The organism is Curtobacterium sp. MCLR17_045 (assembly GCF_003234405.1).
GTDB lineage: Bacteria > Actinomycetota > Actinomycetes > Actinomycetales > Microbacteriaceae > Curtobacterium > Curtobacterium flaccumfaciens.
Map to the genome: position 1 here is coordinate 22,859 of NZ_QKTB01000030.1, position 14,473 is coordinate 37,331.

18 protein-coding genes and 3 tRNA genes are annotated in these 14,473 nt (G+C 71.0%); 12 read left to right on the plus strand and 9 right to left on the minus strand.

Going from position 1 to position 14,473, the window contains the following annotated elements:
* The first annotated feature begins 27 nt into the window (after positions 1 to 27).
* The 5 genes from DEJ05_RS15110 (at position 28) to DEJ05_RS15130 (ending at position 2,205) form a co-directional block, all read left to right on the plus strand.
* Positions 28 to 99: transfer RNA gene (locus DEJ05_RS15110), tRNA-Gly, on the plus strand.
* Between the two features lie 82 nt (positions 100 to 181).
* A tRNA-Cys gene (locus DEJ05_RS15115) sits at positions 182 to 255 on the plus strand.
* Positions 256 to 302: 47 nt separating this feature from the next.
* Positions 303 to 377, plus strand: a tRNA-Val gene (locus tag DEJ05_RS15120).
* Between the two features lie 123 nt (positions 378 to 500).
* Positions 501 to 881, plus strand: coding sequence for a hypothetical protein (locus tag DEJ05_RS15125; protein WP_146245117.1), 381 nt, complete (start codon positions 501 to 503; stop codon positions 879 to 881).
* 139 nt (positions 882 to 1,020) lie between these two features.
* Complete coding sequence (locus tag DEJ05_RS15130; RefSeq protein ID WP_181440740.1) at positions 1,021 to 2,205, plus strand: MFS transporter; 1,185 nt, start codon at positions 1,021 to 1,023, stop codon at positions 2,203 to 2,205.
* 24 nt (positions 2,206 to 2,229) lie between these two features.
* Here DEJ05_RS15130 and DEJ05_RS15135 read toward each other — a convergent pair whose 3' ends face one another.
* Positions 2,230 to 2,625, minus strand: coding sequence for a hypothetical protein (locus DEJ05_RS15135; RefSeq protein ID WP_146245118.1), 396 nt, complete (start codon positions 2,623 to 2,625; stop codon positions 2,230 to 2,232).
* Positions 2,626 to 2,850: 225 nt separating this feature from the next.
* Between DEJ05_RS15135 and DEJ05_RS18165 the strand changes: the two genes are divergently transcribed.
* From DEJ05_RS18165 to DEJ05_RS15150, 4 genes are all read left to right on the plus strand, one after another.
* On the plus strand, positions 2,851 to 2,997 hold the full coding sequence (locus DEJ05_RS18165; protein ID WP_181440741.1) for a hypothetical protein: 147 nt from the start codon (positions 2,851 to 2,853) through the stop codon (positions 2,995 to 2,997).
* A 34-nt stretch (positions 2,998 to 3,031) separates the two neighbouring features.
* Positions 3,032 to 3,289: a hypothetical protein gene (locus DEJ05_RS15140; protein ID WP_146245119.1), complete on the plus strand. Its 258-nt coding sequence runs from the start codon at positions 3,032 to 3,034 to the stop codon at positions 3,287 to 3,289.
* A 48-nt stretch (positions 3,290 to 3,337) separates the two neighbouring features.
* Entirely contained in the window at positions 3,338 to 3,832 is a 495-nt protein-coding gene (locus DEJ05_RS15145) for a hypothetical protein (RefSeq protein ID WP_111110880.1), read from the plus strand.
* Positions 3,833 to 4,078: 246 nt separating this feature from the next.
* Positions 4,079 to 5,131, plus strand: coding sequence for a BLUF domain-containing protein (locus DEJ05_RS15150; protein WP_111110882.1), 1,053 nt, complete (start codon positions 4,079 to 4,081; stop codon positions 5,129 to 5,131).
* A gap of 3 nt (positions 5,132 to 5,134) precedes the next feature.
* Here DEJ05_RS15150 and DEJ05_RS15155 read toward each other — a convergent pair whose 3' ends face one another.
* Genes DEJ05_RS15155 through DEJ05_RS15175 form a run of 5 tightly spaced genes read right to left on the minus strand, consistent with a single transcriptional unit; the run spans position 5,135 to position 8,319 of the window.
* Entirely contained in the window at positions 5,135 to 5,635 is a 501-nt protein-coding gene (locus DEJ05_RS15155) for a GNAT family N-acetyltransferase (RefSeq protein WP_111110884.1), read from the minus strand.
* 30 nt (positions 5,636 to 5,665) lie between these two features.
* Positions 5,666 to 5,968, minus strand: coding sequence for a DUF4190 domain-containing protein (locus DEJ05_RS15160; RefSeq protein ID WP_071403887.1), 303 nt, complete (start codon positions 5,966 to 5,968; stop codon positions 5,666 to 5,668).
* Positions 5,969 to 6,003: 35 nt separating this feature from the next.
* Complete coding sequence (locus DEJ05_RS15165; protein WP_071403886.1) at positions 6,004 to 6,642, minus strand: DUF1345 domain-containing protein; 639 nt, start codon at positions 6,640 to 6,642, stop codon at positions 6,004 to 6,006.
* A 52-nt stretch (positions 6,643 to 6,694) separates the two neighbouring features.
* Entirely contained in the window at positions 6,695 to 7,870 is a 1,176-nt protein-coding gene (locus DEJ05_RS15170; protein WP_111110888.1) for a zinc-dependent alcohol dehydrogenase, read from the minus strand.
* Complete coding sequence (locus tag DEJ05_RS15175; protein ID WP_111110890.1) at positions 7,867 to 8,319, minus strand: hypothetical protein; 453 nt, start codon at positions 8,317 to 8,319, stop codon at positions 7,867 to 7,869. The genes DEJ05_RS15170 and DEJ05_RS15175 overlap by 4 nt, the downstream gene beginning before the upstream one ends.
* Positions 8,320 to 8,589: 270 nt before the next feature.
* On the opposite strand from DEJ05_RS15175, the gene DEJ05_RS15180 reads away from it, so the two are divergent.
* Entirely contained in the window at positions 8,590 to 9,714 is a 1,125-nt protein-coding gene (locus DEJ05_RS15180; protein WP_181440742.1) for an epoxide hydrolase family protein, read from the plus strand.
* 124 nt (positions 9,715 to 9,838) lie between these two features.
* On the opposite strand, the gene DEJ05_RS15185 is transcribed toward DEJ05_RS15180, so the two are convergent.
* Together DEJ05_RS15185 and DEJ05_RS15190 are read right to left on the minus strand one after the other, a co-directional pair.
* The gene (locus DEJ05_RS15185; RefSeq protein ID WP_111110894.1) at positions 9,839 to 11,494 is read right to left on the minus strand and encodes a catalase; all 1,656 of its coding nucleotides are present in this window, start codon (positions 11,492 to 11,494) and stop codon (positions 9,839 to 9,841) included.
* A 159-nt stretch (positions 11,495 to 11,653) separates the two neighbouring features.
* Complete coding sequence (locus tag DEJ05_RS15190; protein WP_181440743.1) at positions 11,654 to 12,406, minus strand: HpcH/HpaI aldolase/citrate lyase family protein; 753 nt, start codon at positions 12,404 to 12,406, stop codon at positions 11,654 to 11,656.
* A gap of 272 nt (positions 12,407 to 12,678) precedes the next feature.
* Here DEJ05_RS15190 and DEJ05_RS15195 point away from each other — a divergent pair, with 272 nt between their 5' ends.
* Together DEJ05_RS15195 and DEJ05_RS15200 are read left to right on the plus strand one after the other, a co-directional pair.
* Positions 12,679 to 13,272 carry an HdeD family acid-resistance protein gene (locus DEJ05_RS15195; RefSeq protein ID WP_111110899.1) on the plus strand — a complete coding sequence of 198 codons (594 nt, stop codon included), beginning with the start codon at positions 12,679 to 12,681 and terminating at the stop codon, positions 13,270 to 13,272.
* A complete protein-coding gene (locus DEJ05_RS15200) occupies positions 13,272 to 13,562 on the plus strand; it encodes a hypothetical protein (RefSeq protein ID WP_111022873.1) in 291 nt (96 codons plus the stop codon). The genes DEJ05_RS15195 and DEJ05_RS15200 overlap by 1 nt, the downstream gene beginning before the upstream one ends.
* A 15-nt stretch (positions 13,563 to 13,577) precedes the next feature.
* Here DEJ05_RS15200 and DEJ05_RS15205 read toward each other — a convergent pair.
* On the minus strand, positions 13,578 to 14,473 hold an 896-nt coding region (locus DEJ05_RS15205; protein ID WP_309146951.1), incomplete at its 5' end, for an alpha/beta hydrolase.

The following is a 14,473-nucleotide window of genomic DNA, read 5'->3' on the forward strand; positions in this document are numbered from 1 at the left end:
CGTCGCCGCGACAGCGGAACGACAAGTGCGGATGTGGCGCAGTGGTAGCGCATCACCTTGCCAAGGTGAGGGTCGCGAGTTCGAATCTCGTCATCCGCTCGAGTGTGGGTCTTCTCGAAGGCCCGCGACTCACCAGAGGGTATCCCACCGTTCGGGTACTCACGGAGACGTGAACCTCGATGGTGGGGTGGCCGAGAGGCTAGGCAGCGGCCTGCAAAGCCGTCCACGCGGGTTCGAATCCCGTCCCCACCTCCAGATCCACCCTCCAAGACCTTGATGGACTCCGGTCCACGCAGGGACTTGGGCGATTGGCGCAGCGGTAGCGCGCTTCCCTGACACGGAAGAGGTCACTGGTTCGATCCCAGTATCGCCCACCACCACGAAGCCCCCGGCAGGACCACCAGGTCCGGCCGGGGGCTTTCTTCGTTCCGGTCTGCTCGCCGTTCCCAGTCCGCCAGGACCGCGATGTTCCGTGGACCCCGCCCGGTACGGTGGTGGTCATGCAGATCGGCCGGAGGCGGAAGCGTGCCCGACGCGGCACCACGCCGGTGCTGTTCCACAAGGTCTGCGAGTGGCAGCGGAACGATCGGGACCCCGGTGACGTCGTCGTCGAACGAGGAGTCTGGCTGGCGTTCACCGCGCGCCGAGTCGCGGTCTACGAGTTCGACGGCCGTGACACCCACGCTGCCGTGCTCGAACTGGACGAAGTGCTCGGCCCGACGTGGCAGGAGATGATCGACGAGGCGCCGGCAGAATGGCTCCTGACACACCTGGAACGATTCGCGAGCGGTGTGGACGTCCGCCGGGCGGTGTTGGACGACTACGCCCTCCGACACGGCGGCGGAGCACCGCCGACCATCGAGTGGGCGATCCGGCTGTAGCGACGGAGTTCCCTCGACGGCGACTGGAATGGCCCAGATCGAGTCAGCCGGCCTCGTCGCAGGGCGCGCGGCGTTCGCTGGCCCGCGTGTCGACCACGAGGGGCTGGTGGACCAGAGCGCGGTCGGCCAAGGTGAGCACGTGACCGCCTCGTTGACGACCACTGCCCCTCGGCTCGCTCCGCTGTACGCCGCGGGGTTCGTGACCGCCTTCGGGGCGAACGGCATCGCCGCGGCGGTCGGCGGCGAGCACCTCGAACTGGGCCTGACGCTCGCGTGGCTGGGGCTCTTCCTGGCGCTCTACGACGTCGCCGAACTCGTCCTCAAGCCGGTCTTCGGCGCACTGTCCGACCGCATCGGCCCGCGACCGGTGATCGTCGGCGGACTCGTTGTCTTCGCGGCAGCTTCACTCATCGGCGTCTTCGGGACCGGTCCGTTCTGGCTCGGGCTCGCCCGTCTGCTGCAGGGTGCCGGCGCCTCCGCGTTCTCGCCCGCATCGTCCGCCGCAGTTGCCCGCCTCGTGCCGGCGCACCGCCGCGGGACGTACTTCGGTCGGTACGGCTCGTGGAAGGGTCTCGGCTACGCCGGGGGACCGGTCATCGGTGCACTCGTGGTGCAGTTCGGCAGCACGCAGTGGCTCTTCGGGATCCTCGTCGCGATGGCTCTCGTGACGGCGGTGGCGGTGCTCGTCGCCGTCGAGCCGATCGTGCCCCTGCCCCGGCAGCGCGCCACGCTCGCCGTGATGGTCCGAGCTGCCACGGACCGCCAGTTCCTCATCCCGGTCGTCGTCCTGGCCGTCGGCAGCGCTGCGATCGGCGCGCTGACCGGGATGCTCCCGGCGCTCGGCACCGAGGTCGGCATCCCGCTCCTGGTGTCGACGCTCGCGGTCGCCGTCCTCGCCGTGACGTCGTCGCTCGTGCAGCCCGTCGCCGGGCGGCTGCACGACGCCGGGCGTCTCGGCACCGGGGTCGCGGGGGTGGCCGGGACGGCCGCGGTGGCCGCTGCGTTCCTGGTGGTCGCCGTCGCACCCTCGGCGGTGGCCGTCTTCATCGCGGCCCTGCTCGCCGGGGCCGGTGTCGCCACGCTGACACCCGTCGCGTTCGCGCACCTCGCCGGGACGACTCCGCCGGATCGGCTCGGTCGCACCATGGGTTCAGCGGAGCTCGGGCGTGAGACCGGGGACGCCGTCGGACCACTCGTCGTCGGTGGTGTCGGCAGCGCGATCGGGCTGCCGTTCGGGTTCGCGGCCTTCGCGGTGGTGGCGCTCGTCGGGACGCTCGTGGCATCGCGGTTACCGTCGAAGACCAACTCGGCACAGGACGCGTAGGGGATCGACGAACCCCGTCGGGAGCTACGCGTACGGGTCAGCGGACACCGTCCCGTAGGCATTCGTCCGACGTCGACGATCGCGGCGCGCAGCGACCCAGCGAGCCACCGCGAGCGCGAACAGCGCGGCGGACACCCCGGCGAGCAGCCACAACCACCCGTCGTCGTCCTCGATGAGCAGGCGCAGGGCCAGCAGCCCGAGCGGTGCTGCCACAAGGATCCGTCGGAGCTCGCGCCACGACGGCTTCCACAGCGTGGTCAGGCCCTTCTTCCACCGACCGACCACGACGTACGCGATCACACATCCTGGGATGCAGAGGGCGAGCCAGTTCGCGACCGCCCGCACCCCGTCGTCGTAGAACGGATGCGCCACTTCGCGGAGGACGCCGCCAGCAGCAGCCGCAACGAGCAGCCCCCACATCCGCGCCTCCCAGCGGCGAGGGTGCCACCAGGGTGTGCGCCACAACGGCACTCGCTCACGGACCACCGGCATCGCGACTCCTCCCCGGTCGGGCGTCCAGCCTATGCGCGACGTCGATCGACGACGGGACCGAGAGTCTGCCGTCCCTGGCGGGAATCCGGCTGTTGCGCGTACGGTGTGACGGGACGAGGCCGACACCGAGGGTCGGTCCGACGAGGGGGCACCATGAAGATCTTGAGCATCGTGGCACGGGGACTCGGAGCGTTGCTCACGACGGTCGCCAAGACGATGGGCGGGATGCTGGGCGCGAAGCCGTACACCGATTCCCACGCGGCGGAGCTCTTGCCGCGTCGCGAGGACTACCGCCCCTAGATCGTGCGCGCCGGGCCACTGGTTGGATGGCTGCATGACGATCGCTCCCGGGACGGCTCCGCACCGGGGCGCAGTGGTCCTGCTCACCGTGCTGGTGATCGCCTCATGGACAGCGTCCGTCGTGGTGCCGGTGCTGATGCTGCGCCTGCTCCTCGGTGTCGACGCGCCGCACGACCGGCTGGTGACGATCGTGTTCGCATCGTTCCTGACCTTCGCCTTACTGGCAGCCGGGCTGACCGTCGGACTGGTCGTCCTCCGCCGATCGCGCAGGGCCGGAGCGCGTCATCCGTGACCGTAGGATCGTCGAGCCGCATCCAGCGGAACGACGGGGGAGCACCTGATGGAACAGCACACCGAACAGCGCACGCGACCGCGGGTCGTCACGATCGCCGTGGCGCTCTGGTGGGCTTCCGTCATCATCAGCCTCGTGGCCGCCGCGCCCGGCATGGTCGTGTCCATGCGCGAAGCCGGCGGCGCGATCATCGGGGCGTCGCTCGGGCTCGTCCTCGTCCTCGCCTGGTCGGCCCTGTTCGTGTGGCTGGCGACGCGGATGGGACGAGGCTCCGGCAACGCGCGTCTCTGGCTCGCCATCATCGCCGGGCTGACTGCCTGCAGCGAAGTGCTCACCATCGCCACCGACGGCGTGGACTGGAGCCTCGTCGACGCCTTCTGCGTCGTCGTCGCCGCGGTGCTCAGCTACCTGCCCAGTGCCCGTCCGTTCTTCCCGCGGGACGCACGACGCCCGCGAGCAGCGGAACCCCGCACCATCGGGTGGGACCCGACGACGGGCGAGCGCATCTTCGAGACGCCGCCGTCGGGCGACCGCGCGCACTGACGCTCGCCCCGGAATGCGGCCGGAGAACGTGCGTTCCCCGTTGTGGGGGTACCGCCGGACTCGGGCAGATGGTTCCATTCAGAGGTCGGCATCCTCCGGGTGCCGAACAGCCACGGACCGTCTTGCGTCGCAGTGAAGGTGGTCGCCGCTGGTTACGGTGACCACGAGGTGCCGTCGAGTCGATTCGGGTTCGACACGGCGGCGCCTCCCACACACCGGGGGACCGTCCGACCAGGAAGCAGCACCATGCGATCGCTCGTCTACACCAGCACCCAGACCCGTCCGATCACGGATTCCGAACTCGCCCAGATCCTGGCGGTCGGTCGCGAGAAGAACACCCGGCTCGGCATCACCGGCATGCTCGCGCACCGCGATGACAACTGCATCGGGATCATCGAGGGCGAGGATGACGTCGTCCGGCAGCGCTTCGACCAGGTCCGGGCTGACCCGCGGCACACGAACGTCCGGGTGCTGCTCGACGAGCCGATCGCCCAGCGCTCGTTCCCGGACTGGTCGATGGCGTTCCAGTCCCTCGACCCGCTGATGCACGACGTTCCGGGGTTCAGCGACCTGTTCAGCCCGGGTCGCCCGACTGATCCGGCGTTCGGGGCCTCCCGCGCTCGCGCCCTCCTGGACTGGTTCCGGAAGCACCCGCTGGCACCACTGACGAACCAGAACGCCGCCGACGAGGAAGTCCCGCGCACGCGGGCGATCAACGGTGCGATCGCGGTCATCCACGACGGGGGACTGTCACGCTTCTCGCTCGAGGGCGTCGCGTCCCGGTCGGGGATGCGGCAGGCCGAGATCCTCGAGCTCTTCCCCTCCGAGCACGCACTGCTGGCCGCCGCGGTGATGCGGTGGACCCGCGCGGTGTCGGCACCGCTGCTGCCGCTCGCCGGTGAGAAGGGCACGGTGGCGTTCCTGCACGCGCTGCTCTCCGCCCACGCCGAGGACCCGTCCCTCATGCGCCTGATCGCCGCGACGCTGGCCATCTCGACCGACCCGTCGACGGACGGCGCCGACTACTACCGGTCCGCGTACCTGCAGTTCCGCGAGACCGTCCGCACCGCGCTGCAGGAAGACGTCCGCACCGGCCGCGAACCGGCGACGATGGACCCGATCCGCGGGGCACAGCAGCTGCTCGCCCTCTACGACGGCATCCGCCTGCAGGCGCTGCTGACGCCGGACACCGACGTCGTCGACGCGTTCGACCGTGCCGCCGCCCGGATGCGCCGCGGCTGGTCCGAGCAGTACGAGGAGACCACCGTGTGGGACATCTCCGCGCCGGCGGGGGACTGACGTTCAGCGCACCAGACGCACGGTCCGGGGGATGGGTCCGAACGCCGACTCGGCACCGTCGGGCGTGAAGCCGTTCCGCCGGTAGAAGGCGTGCGCCCGCGGGTTGTCCGCGGCCACCCACAGCGACGCCGGACGATCGGCGAGCACGGTGTCGAGGAGTGCCTGGCCGGCTCCGGTTCCGTGCGCACGTGCCAGGACGTAGAGCGTCGTCAGCTCCTCGGGGCGGACGGCATCCGGCTCGGGGGTCGTCTGCGCCGCGGCGAAGCCCACGACGCCGGTGCTGTCGAGGGCGACCTGGACGGCTTCTCGGACGTCGGGACTCTCGAGCGTCGACCGCCACATGTCGACCCGACGACCCGCCTCGAACCACGGGCTCGTGTCCGGGTCGTCGACGAACCGGCCGTAGGTCTCTCGCCACGACACCGTGTGCACGTGGGCGATCGCATCCGCATCAGCGAGCGTGGCCGGGCGGATCAGCGTCGAGACGTCGTCATTGTTCCCCACTCGATCAGGGTAACGACCGGCGTCCGGTGCTCAGAGCTGGAGGTCCAGGTCGAAGAACCCGGCACCGCCGAGGAACAGCGGCACGATGACCCCGAACAACGTCAGCGTCGCCCCGATCAGGATCGCTGCGAACGCGATGCCGTCGCCCCGCTCACCGGTCAGCCGCACGTCGCGCCGCGCGATGAACCCGACGACGAGACCGCCGATCGGTGCCACGAACGCGAGGGCGATCGCCACCACCGCGAGCAGGCTGAGGGGCGGTACCGGCACGGCTGCCGATGCGGGGGACCCGGCGGCGCTCGGCGCGGTCTGGTCAGGAGCGAGGTCGGTCACGCCGGTCATCCTAGGGGCGACGAGGATTCCTCCGCTCACCCCTGACCGAGGTTCGTCACCAGGTTGATGGCGACCGCGATCAGCACCGTCCCGAAGAAGTACGACAGCAGCGCGTGCGGCAACGCCTTCCGCCGGGTCTCGCTGTCGTCCGGCTCGACCTCTGGTGCCGCGTACGACATGCCGATCGTGAAGGCGAAGTAGGCGAAGTCGCTGTAGGTCGGCCGCCCGTCCTGCTTGACGTCGAACCCACCGCCCCGGTGGTCGAGGAAGAACATCCGGGCGTACTTCAAGGCGTAGACCGTGTTGACCAACGCCCACGCCACCATCGTGCCGAGCACACCCAGGATGACCGCCGCGACCGAGGCCGGATCTCGCGCCTGGCTGGCTTCGCTGAGCGCCAGCACGACGGCGGCGAGACTCGCGAAACAGGCCACGATGAGCGCGTTGTCACTGACCCGTGTCTCGGACTCCTCGCGTGCGAGACGCTCGGTGCCGTCGGCGTCCTGGCGCCAGCACTTGTGCCAGACCTGGACCAGCGCGATCAGGCCGGCCGTGCACCAGGCGGCGAGCGGCCCGAGGGACGGAGCCCCGGTGAAGGTCAGCGCGACCCCGACCAGGACCCCGATCCCCACGATGACGAGGGCCCGGCGCGTGGAGAGTATCCGATCGTTCATCGTCGTACCCTCACGATCCTTCCTTCCCCCCTGGGTGCTGCGTGGTCGGTCGTCACACGTCGGGGGTGAAGACGGCGCGGACGCAGCCGTCGTCCTTGTTCTTGAACATCTCGTACCCGCGCGGCCCTTGCGACAGTGGCATCACGTGCGTGGCGAGGTGCTCGGTGCTGATCTCTCCCGCGGCGATGCGGTCGAGGATCATCGGGATGTAGCGGTGCCCGTGCTGCTGGGCGCCGCGGACCGTCATGCCCTTGTTCATGATCGCGCCGAACGGGAACTTGTCGACGAGCCCACCGAAGACCCCGAGCGAGAACAGGCTGCCGCCCTTCCGGCTGGCGTAGATGGCCTCGCGCAGGGCGGTCGGCCGGTCGGTCTGCAAGCGCAGCTGCTGCTTGGCCTGGTCGTACAGGTACAGCGGTCCGGTGCCGTGCGCTTCCATGCCGACGGCCTCGATGCACACGTCGGGACCCCGACCGCCGGTGCGTTCCTTGAGTTCCGGGAGCACGGCGTCGCTCGTGTAGTCGAGCGTCTCGGCACCGATGTGCTCGCGCACCTGTCGCAGCCGTTCGGGCAGACGGTCGATCACGATCACCTGCTCGGCGCCGAGGAGCATCGCTGCACGAGCGGCCATCTGGCCCACACCACCGGCGCCCCACACTGCGACGGTGTCACCCGGTGTGATCCCGGCCAGGTCGGCTCCGGTCCACCCGGTGGGTGCGGCATCGGAGGCGAACAGGGCGGCCGTGTCGGACACGCCGTCGGGGACCGTGAACGCCCCCTGATCGGCGTAGGGCACGCGGACGTACTCGGCGTGGCTGCCTGCGAACCCGCCGAGCGCGTGGCTGTAGGCGAAGCAGCCGCCGATCGACGACCCCCACATCGCCTCGGTCAAGCCCGGGTTCGGGTTGCCGTTGTCGCAGAGTGAGAACTGTCCGTGGGTGCAGTACCAGCACTGCCCGCAGGCGATGAACGAGCAGACGACGACCCGGTCGCCCACCTTGTGCTTCGTGACGGCCGATCCCGTCTCGACGACCTCGCCCATGAACTCGTGTCCCAGGACGTCACCGGATCGCATGGTCGGGATGTACCCGCCGAGCAGGTGCAGGTCCGACCCGCAGGTGGTGCTCAGACGCACCTTCAGGATCACGTCGTGCTCGTTGAGGATCTTCGGGTCCTCCACCGTCTCCACCGCGGTCTCGTTGACCCCGGTCCAACAGAGCGCCTTCACAGCACACCCTCCTCGTTGCTCCGTTTCGTCGCCACGTCCACCAACGCGCCGGTGGGTGTGGCCTTCCGTCGGCCGTGGGGGACCGGATCCACCCGGAGCACCTCGCCGACCTCGATGAGTTGCTTCGCCTCACGCAGAGCGGCCCGCAGCCGACCCCGTGAATCCGGGCCGCCGCCACCGAACCGGGCACGGAGCTCGGTGCCACGATCGCCGGGCGCGGGACGGGCCTCCACCTCGACGTCCTGCCCGAACGCCGTGAGCGGCGCGGGGATCCGCCCGCCTGGCAGCACCGCGTCCTGCCCGCGGTTCACCGTGACCGCGTGCCAGCCGGAACGCGGTTCGGCCAGCACCTTCCGTACGGGCCCGGGGGCGCCGCGTCGGCGGCGCGAGACGACGATGCCGACGGCAGCCGTGACCATCGCAGCGGCGGCGAGGTTCCGGGCCCTCATCGTGGTGTCCTGGCGAGGAGTCGGTGGGCAGCGGACGCGTTCGCGCCACACCGCCGGGGATTCGTGTGTTCCATCGCGGCCTCCTTGAGTCGCATCGGTGCGGATCAACGGGACGGGAGCGACGACCGCGCGATCGTGCCGGTCGGGGTCGCGGAGTCGCTCCTGTCGATCCACGGTGAGCGTGGCCTCCCTGGCGCCGTCCCGGGTTGTCCGTGATGCGCTGACCGGTCAACGGCGGGCATGTCGGTCGGCGCCGGTAGCGTCCGCCGCATGCGCTCGATCCGCCTGCAGGTGTCCGACGACGACCTCGATGACCTGCGTGTCCGTCTGCAGCGGGCGACTCTTCCGCAGCCGATCGGTGACGCACAGGCGAGCAGCGCCCTGCCCCTGGAGCGACTGCAGGGGCTGCTCGAGCACTGGCGGACCACGTTCGACTGGCGCCGAGTCGAGGACGAACTCGCCGCGGTGCCGCAGTTCCAGGCCGAGGTCGACGGCCAACGACTGCACTTCGCCCGGCTGACCGCGACGGGGAGTCCGACGGTGCGCATCCCAGTCATCGCGTTCCACGGGTGGCCGTACTCGTTCGTCGAGATGCTCCCGTTCGCCCGGGAGCTCGCCGGACGCACGGTCCACCTCGCCGACGGCCGGACCGCGGGGTTCGACGTCGTCGTTCCGTCACTTCCCGGCTTCGGCGCCTCGGCACCGCTGGCGGACCGTCCGTTCACTGGGCCCGTGGTCGCCGGGTTGATGCACGGGCTCATGACCGAGGTCCTCGGCTACGACCGTTGCCTGACCTACGGCGAGGACGTCGGCTCGACGACGAGCGACTGGCTCGCGGCGCTGCACCCGGAGTCGACCCTCGGGCTGTTCGCCACGCATGCCGCGTTCCCGCCGCCTTCGCGCGCGCAGGACCTCACGGAGGAGGAGTCCGCTTGGCTCCGTCAGCACGACGCTGAGTGGGTCCACGGGCTCGGCTACGCGAAGGTGCAGGCGACCCGGCCGGAGATCCTGGCGACCGCGCTCATGGACTCGCCGCTCGGGCTGGCCGCGTGGATCACCGAGAAGCTGCTCGCCTGGACGGGCGAGGGGTCGTGGTGGACCGACGACGAACTCCTGCGCACGGTCTCGCTGTACTGGTTCACCCGGAGCACCGGTTCGTCGTTCCGTCCGTATCTCGACCACCCCCGGCAGCCGGAGCTCCCGGTCGTCGACGTGCCGGTCGCGGTGGCCGTGCACACCGGTGAGCGTGGGCTGCCCCGGTCCTACGGCGCACGCTCGTACCGGGACATCCGGAGCTGGCACGACCTCGACCGCGGCGGGCACTTCACCGCGTGGCAGGCGCCGGGCACGGTCGCCGACGAGGTCGCGGCGTTCGCCGCGACGCTCGTGCAGTAGCGTGCCGAGCGCTCCGGGCCGACGGCCGACCGATCGGGGTGCTGCGGCAGGTGACGGCAGCGAGACGGACGGGAGGCCCGGTGCCAGCTGGCACCGGGCCTCCCGTCCGTCCCGGGGTCGCGTCTCAGACGCGCACGGCGCGTTCGTCTGGAACGCAGTGCGTCATCATCAGGCCCTCGACGTCGCGGGAGCCGTTGTGACCGAGGTTCGACAGGCGGGCGAGCTCGTCGTCGCTGAGCGTCTGGGACTGCAGCGGGGGCAGGTCCTTGACCTCGTCGAGGGCGATGCCGAGCCCCTCGCCGACACGACGACCCAGGTCGTCCTCGACCATGTAGAAGTGCCAGAGCATGCGCTCCTGCACCGGACGGGCCGCCTGCGAGATGAGGTCGACGAAGTTCGCGACCAGGTCGTCGCGCTCCCAGTCCTGCAGGAGCAGGTACCGCTGGCCGGCCTGGGTGTAGTCGTTCGTCCGGGGGATCCGCTTGCGGGTGAGACGCCCGACGATCTCCGGTCCCTGGTCGTCGTGGGTCGGGTACTCCGCCTCGCGCAGGCCGCCGGTGATCGACGGCTCGTAGTTGACGTGCGGGTTCTCGCCGCCGTGGTCCTGGTGGTACGCCATCTGTCCGTCGCGCTGGTTGGTCGCGACGGCGCCGTTCTTCGGGGCGTTCACCGGCAGCTGCAGGTAGTTCGGGCCGACGCGGTAACGCTGCGTGTCCGAGTACGAGAACGTGCGGCCGACGAGCATCTTGTCGTCGGAGAAGTCCAGGCCGTCGACGAGCACGCCCGTGCCGAAGGACAGCTGCTCGTTCTCGGCGAAGTGGTTCGTGACGTTGCGGTCCAGGACCATCTTGCCGACGGGCTTCGGCGGGAACTCGTTCTCCGGCCACACCTTCGTGTCGTCGAGCGGGTCGAAGTCGAGCTCCGGGTGCTCGTGGTCGTCCATGAGCTGCACACGGAGCTCCCACTCGGGGTACTCACCACGCTCGATCGCCTCGTACAGGTCCTTCGACGCATGCCCGAGGTCGCCGGCCTGCACGGCGGCGGCGTCGGCCTCGGTCATCGAGGACACGCCCACCGACGGGATCCAGTGGTACTTGACGAGCTTGGTGTCACCGTCCGCGTTCACCCACTTGTAGGTGTTCACGCCGAAGCCCTGCTGGGTGCGGTAGTTCGCGGGGATGCCGCGCGGGCTGAACAGGTTGACGAGCATGTGCATCGACTCGGGGGTCTGCGACATGAAGTCGAAGATGCGCGCCGGCTCCTGCCGGAAGGTCACGGGGTCGGGCTTGAGGGAGTGGATGACGTCGGGGAACTTGATGGCGTCGCGGATGAAGAAGACGCCGAGGTTGTTGCCGACGAGGTCCCAGTTGCCGTCCTCGGTGTAGAACTTCACGGCGAAGCCGCGCGGGTCGCGGGCAGCCTCGGAGGAGTCTCTGCCGCCGATCACGGTGGAGAACCGGATCGCCAGGTCGGTGCGCTTGCCGGGCTCCTGGAACAGCTTCGCGCGGGTGTACTGGGCGATGGGTTCGTCACCCCACGTGCCGGTGGCCTCGAAGTACCCGAACGCGACGGCACCGCGGGCGTGCACGACCCGCTCCGGGATCCGTTCGCGGTCGAAGTGGCTGATCTTCTCGAGGAACTGGTAGTTCTCGAGCGTCGCCGGGCCACGGGCCCCGACGGTGCGCTGGTTCTGGTTGTCGGAGACGGGGTGGCCCTGGCGGTTCGTCAGGATGCGGCGGTCGTCGCCCTCGGCGGGCGGTTGGCTGGAGACGTCGGTCATGTCTCGTCCTCTCTGCGGTCGCGGTCGGCTCGGGTTCCCGACCGAGTGTGGACCGGGGCGCGGGCACGCCCTCTCAGCGGCGTCGAGGACGCGGACGAGGACCGGTCGCCGGTGCGGCCGCCGCTGACGACCCGTCAGTACTTCGCCGCTGACGGCCCGTCAGTACGAGGTGCGACCGGTGGCTGCTGCGCCGAGCACCGCGGCCGCACCGTGCGCGAGCAGGGTCCCGTCGGTGACGACGGCGACGCGGTCGAACCCGAGCGCGCGGAGCCGTTCGGCGCGGGCCAGGTCGCCGGCGAAGGCACCGGTGTGCTTGCCGGCGCGGCGGGCTGCGGCGACGATCGCGGGGAGGGGGTCCGTGGCGCTGTCGGCGTCGAGCAGCTCGCGCAGATCCACGCCGAGCCCGATCGACAGGTCGAAGGGGCCGACGAACACCGCCGAGACGCCCGGGACCGCCAGGATCTGCTCGGCGGCACGGAGGCCCTCGGGTGTCTCGAGCATCACCCACACCTCGGGGTCGGCAGCTGCGGCGGATGGTGCCGCACCGCCCCAGAGTCCTGCCATCGGCCCCCAGCTCCGTCGGCCCCGCGGTGGGTAGTGCGCGGCGCGCACGGCGTGCTCGGCCTGCTCGACGGTCTCGATCATCGGGACGATCACGATGTCGGCGCCGAGGTCGAGCGCACGGCCGATCGCGGCGTCCGAGCCCTCGGCGACGCGAATCGCGACGGGGACCTGCGGAGCGACCGCGGCGAGCGCCGGCATCGTCGCCAGGAGTGTGGCGTCGTCGAAGGCGCCGTGCTGGGCGTCGAGGCCGAGCCAGGCGAACCCGTTCTGGGCGATCTGCGCGGTGGTCCGGGGTTCGCCGAGCGTGCACCACACACCGTCGGCGCGGCCGTCTCCGAGTGCTGGCACCGTGGTCCTCCGTCTGGTCTGCCGTCGCGATCGCCGGTGGTTCGTCGTCCGGCGCGTCAGGCTACCGCCCGCGGAGCGCTCGTCGCGCACGCGGCGTCGCCGGGGACATAGCCGGGCCGGGGGATGGCCTCATGCGCACGCATGGGACATGGACAAGTGCTCACCTTCGGGTGTAGTCCTGTGCGCAGGACGCACCGCACGGGCGATCACAGGTCGCCAGCACCCACCAGCACCACAGCACCAGTCAGGACCTGCAGGGAGGTCGGACGGACATGCGTGACGAACGTGACGTCGGCCAGCGGACTGGCTCGCTTCCGCCGGGCGGCGACCGGATCCGGGTGGCGTTCGGGATCGTCGGCGCGGTCGGCGTGCTCGCCGGACTGGCTGCGATCGTCCTGCCCCATGCGACGCTGTTCGCGGTGTCGTGGGTCTTCGGGATCTACCTGGTCGTGTCGGGGGCGGCGCTGGTCGTCCGGGGACTCCAGGTGCACCCTCGGGTCTGGTGGCGTCAGGTCGGGCTGGTGGTCCTCGGGGCGCTGGTGGTCGCCGGCGGTGTCGTCGCGATCGTCTTCCCGCCGATCGGGGCGCGGTGGGTGGCGCTGCTGCTCGGGTTCGCCTGGATCCTCGAGGGCATCGCACTCATCTACGCACCGTGGGTGGGCCGCCGTGCGCTGACCGTGGTGCTCGCCGTGCTCAGTGTGCTGAGCGGCATCCTGGTGATGAACCTGCCGGGTCTCGGCGCGCTCGTGACGGTGGCCGCCGTGGGGAGCGTGCTCATCGTGTTCGGTGTCGTCCAGCTCGTCGTCGCGTTCAGCTGGCCGCGTGCGGAGGGGGAGCGGGCCGGCCTGCCGGTCCCCGGCCCCTGATGCTCGCCGTCCGCTGGGAGCAGCAGGGACCGAAGTCGTGGGTGGCGCGCGACCACGGGACCAGCCTGGGGCTCGTGCTGCACGTCCGTGAGCGGTTCCTGGCGTTCGACCAGGACGACCGCCCGCTCGGGAGCGCGGCGTCCCTGGCGGCGGCCCAGCAGCTCGTCGCCGGTGCCGTCCGCGCGAGTGCCCCGGCCCGGCGGGACACCGTCGCGGTGGTGCTGTCGGTGCTCGCGGCGCTGACCGTCGGGGGAGCGGCCGTCGTGCTCGCCGCCCGCGCCCTGATCTGAACGGCGCCGTGCGGGTCACTCCGAGCCCACCGGACGGTGTACCCACTGCCGGAGTGCGGCCGTGACCGCGACGGGGTCCTCCCACGGCGCGAGGTGCCCGACGTCGTCGAGCACGATGACCTCGGGGTGCCCCGGCAGCGCCGTCTGCAGGTCGTACGCCTGGTGCAGGGGGATCCAGGGGTCCTGCCGCCCCCACCCGATCCGGGTCCGGCACCGCACGGAGCCCAACAGCTCGGCCACAACCCGGGTGTCGTCGGGGGTCAGCGCGGCGATCTGGAGTGAGAACGCGACCTGCCCCTCGGGGCCGGCCCACGGCCGCGCGAGGGCCTCGAGGTCCACCGGCGAGAAGCCCCGCGACGAGGCACCGTCGATGTACTGCCGCACCAGGGCGGCGTGCAGGTCGCCGGGGAGTCGGTCGAAGACATCACGGTGCTCCGCCACCAGCCGGAAGAACGGAGATCCCCAGGGGTCGAGCACGACGGCGTCCCAGAGGAACAGGCTCGCGTACTCGGCACCGTGCAGCAGGTGCGCCCGGAGCGCCACGGCGCCGCCCACGTCGTGTGCGACGAGGTGGGGTCGATCGAGGCCCCACCGGTCGAGGAGCGCGCCGAGACGGATCGCCTGCGCTCGGAGCGTGGCGTCCACGGTCGGCCCGCGGTCCGAGTCGCCGTACCCGGGCATGTCCCAGAGGAAGACCCGGTGGTCCTGCGCGAGCGCCCGGCCGACCTCGGCCCAGACCGCCGACGACCAGGGGGTGCCGTGGCACAGGACGACGTCGCCGCGTGCCGGTCCTGCCGGCTCGAGGACCCTCGTGGCGATGGTGGTGCCTTCCACGACGACCGGGACCGGGGCGGAGGGCACCGACCGGAGCCGCGTGCCCGAGGAGGCGTAGGCGGAACACGACGGGCACC

Excerpts from the sequence above, each read along its gene's own strand:
- DEJ05_RS15185 (WP_111110894.1), bottom strand. The coding sequence starts at position 11,494 with ATGACCGACGTCTCCAGCCAACCGCCCGCCGAGGGCGACGACCGCCGC.
- DEJ05_RS15145 (WP_111110880.1), top strand. The coding sequence starts at position 3,338 with ATGGAACAGCACACCGAACAGCGCACGCGACCGCGGGTCGTCACGATC.
- DEJ05_RS15135 (WP_146245118.1), bottom strand. The coding sequence starts at position 2,625 with ATGTGGGGGCTGCTCGTTGCGGCTGCTGCTGGCGGCGTCCTCCGCGAA.
- DEJ05_RS15180 (WP_181440742.1), top strand. The coding sequence starts at position 8,590 with ATGCGCTCGATCCGCCTGCAGGTGTCCGACGACGACCTCGATGACCTG.
- DEJ05_RS18165 (WP_181440741.1), top strand. The coding sequence starts at position 2,851 with ATGAAGATCTTGAGCATCGTGGCACGGGGACTCGGAGCGTTGCTCACG.
- DEJ05_RS15150 (WP_111110882.1), top strand. The coding sequence starts at position 4,079 with ATGCGATCGCTCGTCTACACCAGCACCCAGACCCGTCCGATCACGGAT.
- DEJ05_RS15195 (WP_111110899.1), top strand. The coding sequence starts at position 12,679 with ATGCGTGACGAACGTGACGTCGGCCAGCGGACTGGCTCGCTTCCGCCG.
- DEJ05_RS15175 (WP_111110890.1), bottom strand. The coding sequence starts at position 8,319 with ATGAGGGCCCGGAACCTCGCCGCCGCTGCGATGGTCACGGCTGCCGTC.
- DEJ05_RS15200 (WP_111022873.1), top strand. The coding sequence starts at position 13,272 with ATGCTCGCCGTCCGCTGGGAGCAGCAGGGACCGAAGTCGTGGGTGGCG.
- DEJ05_RS15165 (WP_071403886.1), bottom strand. The coding sequence starts at position 6,642 with ATGAACGATCGGATACTCTCCACGCGCCGGGCCCTCGTCATCGTGGGG.
- DEJ05_RS15125 (WP_146245117.1), top strand. The coding sequence starts at position 501 with ATGCAGATCGGCCGGAGGCGGAAGCGTGCCCGACGCGGCACCACGCCG.
- DEJ05_RS15140 (WP_146245119.1), top strand. The coding sequence starts at position 3,032 with ATGACGATCGCTCCCGGGACGGCTCCGCACCGGGGCGCAGTGGTCCTG.